Source organism: Stenotrophomonas sp. PS02301 (assembly GCF_029959485.1).
Lineage (GTDB): Bacteria > Pseudomonadota > Gammaproteobacteria > Xanthomonadales > Xanthomonadaceae > Stenotrophomonas > Stenotrophomonas maltophilia_Z.
In genome coordinates this window covers 1-2,829 of sequence record NZ_JASCOO010000182.1, presented here as the reverse complement: position 1 = coordinate 2,829, position 2,829 = coordinate 1, and the positions used below count along the sequence as shown (strand labels likewise).

General features: G+C 68.9%; 3 protein-coding genes. 1 reads left to right on the top strand and 2 read right to left on the bottom strand.

Annotated elements, in window-relative coordinates; translation table 11 throughout:
• Positions 1 to 746: DUF4785 domain-containing protein (locus QMX81_RS20750; RefSeq protein WP_336619099.1), on the bottom strand; the 746-nt coding region annotated here is incomplete at its 3' end.
• Between the two features lie 14 nt (positions 747 to 760).
• On the bottom strand, positions 761 to 1,594 hold the full coding sequence (locus QMX81_RS20745) for a hypothetical protein (protein WP_282264352.1): 834 nt from the start codon (positions 1,592 to 1,594) through the stop codon (positions 761 to 763).
• A gap of 303 nt (positions 1,595 to 1,897) precedes the next feature.
• On the opposite strand from QMX81_RS20745, the gene QMX81_RS20740 reads away from it, so the two are divergent.
• Complete coding sequence (locus QMX81_RS20740) at positions 1,898 to 2,746, top strand: phosphatase PAP2 family protein (RefSeq protein WP_282264350.1); 849 nt, start codon at positions 1,898 to 1,900, stop codon at positions 2,744 to 2,746.
• Positions 2,747 to 2,829 lie beyond the last annotated feature (83 nt).

Below are 2,829 nucleotides of genomic sequence, written 5' to 3'. Positions count from 1 at the left end.
GCGACCAGCGGAACCGGCCAGCGGCGGCCAGCGGGCGCCACCAGCCGGGCCGCGCCTACGGCCGGCCGCGGCCGCGGCCGCGCACGGGCGGCCTGCGCCGCTGCCAAGCCACCGTCGTTGACCAGCCGCGCGCTCAGCGCCAGCGTGCCACCGGCCAGCACCCGGTCGCTGCTCGCCTGCAGCTGCAGCGCGATCGGGCTGTTGGGTTCGAGTACCTGCACCGCGTAGCGGCCTTGGGCCTGCGTGCTCTGCAGCCGGTAGCTGCCTGCCGCGGAGGTGGCGCCCGTGCGGACCATCGCCGTGCCCGGGCCGACCGACATCCCCGCCGCACGCAGTTGCTGGTCATCGACCACCTTGTCCACCGCCAGCGCACCGGAAGCATCACGCACCTGCCATTGGGTGGTATCCAGCGCACGGGCGCCCTGCACGGGGCTGACCTGGATCACCGCATCGGGCGCGGTCAGCGGCAACGCCAGGCCCTGTTGCAGCGCCGGTGCATCCACCATCTCCCAGTAGCTGCGGCTGCTGGCCATGAAGGTCGGTGCGGGGGTCAGTACCTGGGCTGGATCCAGCGCCCAGGCAAAGCTCAACGGCGCCTGCTCCACCGGTCCGGCCGGCAAGGGCGCACGCTCTACCGCACGTGGCACCTGGTCACTGGCGCGGGCGGCCAGCAGCGGCTGTGCCGCCTGCAGTGGCAGCGCTGCCAGCGCGGCGAGCAGGGCCGCCGCGATCGTCGTCTGTCGCATCATCGGGGGGCTCCTCACAGGGTCAGGTCGTTGCGCAGGATCGTGCCCAGGCCGAAGCACTCGCGCCGGCTCTGGTTGTGGCTGAGTGGCTCGGCGCCTTTGGTGCGCTGCGTGTCGGTGAACCAAGTGGTGCCGGCCGCCTTCTGGCTGCTGCACTCCAGGAAACCGTCCGAGCAGCTGCTCAACCAGTTCTGGGTGAACTCCAGGCCCACGTTCTGCGCATAGCCACCGCAGTAACTGTTGCTGTCCCACACCGCCGATTCCACATCCGAGCCGACCACTGCGCGAAACGGCTTGGGCAATGCAGGCCGGCCGGCCGTGCCGTACAGGTTCTGCGCGTTGTAGGTGGCCATGTGGCCCACCTGCTGCTGGCGCACGGCATCGCTCTTGTAGCCCAGCAGCCAGCCCACCGAGGTTTCGAACATGTTGCCGTTGAGCACCGCGTCGGCCAGCGGGGTACCGGCCGAGGACGGTGCCAGTGCGGTGACCTTGCTGACCGTCTGGATGATCTTCGGGTAACGGCTGTCATAGGTGGGGTTGGAGAGGATCCAGCGCACCACGTTGCCGCCGTTGGAATGGGTGATCACCACCAGCCTGGTGATGCCACGGGTGTTGATGAAGCTGGTCAGCTGCCCCGCCAGACAACCGGCCGCTTCGGGCGTCCACATGTACTGCTCGAAATCGCAGTTGATGACGGTGTAGTTGCTGCTGTTGGGCAGCCCGAGGCGCACCGTATCGATGATGCCCGGCTGCCAGTAGTCCGCGCGCGCATCGGTCTGTTTGCCGGTGCCGTGCACGAACGCCACCCCCACTACATCGGCCGCGTGCACCGTGCCGCACGCCAGCATCAGACCCAGGGCGAGACCGCCCCCCCACCTTCCCGCGTTGCTTCGCATCCGCTGTCTCCTTGCTGATGATCCCCCTGATGACCGGCGCTGCCGCGTTGCCATGGGTGCATGTATCCATGGAGATATGACGAACGATGGCGCCTTCGATGACGCTATGTCGTGCGACCCATGAAATCCGTGAACCAGTCGCGGGTTTCCGTCATCCGGGGCACGGCCATGCCGGATCTGGCCGGATGACAAACGGCCGCTGTCGTTGCCAGAGGAAGCTGCGATCATGCGGCTCTCCCTCTTCGAGACCTCCCGATGTCGTCGTCCCTGCGCTCCGCTGCCGTTCGCCCGATGCTGGTGACCGCCCTGCTCGCCGCCCTCGCCGGCTGTTCGTCAACGGCCGCACCTCGCACCACGCCGGTGGAAGCCTCGGTCACCACCAAGGCCGTCGGCTACCTGCAGAGCACGGCCGTGCCGGACAGCCTGGCACTGGTACCGGCGCCGCCGGCCGCCGGCTCGGCCGGCTTCGCACTGGACGAACAGGTCAGCCGTGAAGCCCGTGCCCTGCGCGGCAGCCCGCGCTTCGAGCAGGCCCACCGCGACGCCGAGCTCGCCTTCCCGGCCGGTGCCAACCAGTTCTCCTGCGCGATCGATGTCGACGTGGATGCGGTGAAGACGCCGGCCCTGTACCGCCTGCTGGAACGCAGCCGGATCGATGCCAGCGCGGCCACCCGCACGGCGAAGAAGCACTACCAGCGCGCGCGGCCGTTCATGGTCAATGGTGAGCCCACCTGCTCGCCCGAAGACGAGCAGGACCTGCGCGGCAACGGCTCATATCCGTCCGGCCACACCTCGATCGGTTGGGCCTGGGCCCTGATCCTCTCGGAGATCGCCCCCGACCGCGCCGATGCGATCCAGGCACGCGGCCGCAACTACGGCGAGAGCCGTCTGGTCTGCAACGTGCATTGGCAGAGCGACATCCTGGAAGGCCGTTTCATGGGCGCCGCCGCCGTGGCACGCCTGCATGACAATGCCGCGTTCAACAGCGACCTGCTGGCCGCACGCAGGGAGATCGCCGCGGCACGCAAGTCGGGGCAGCATTCCGCGCGGGATTGTGCGGCTGAAGAAGCGGTGCTGAAGGTGCGCCCGGCGAGCGCGTTGTAAGGCGGCGCCACCTGTCGATGGCATTGTGGGTAGTGCCGGCCGCTGGCCGGCTCTCCGCGATCTCGATCAGGACGATGCAGAGC

Bases quoted from the DNA above. Each gene is read 5' to 3' on its own strand.
- QMX81_RS20745 (WP_282264352.1), bottom strand. From the start codon at position 1,594: ATGCTGGCGTGCGGCACGGTGCACGCGGCCGATGTAGTGGGGGTGGCG.
- QMX81_RS20740 (WP_282264350.1), top strand. From the start codon at position 1,898: ATGTCGTCGTCCCTGCGCTCCGCTGCCGTTCGCCCGATGCTGGTGACC.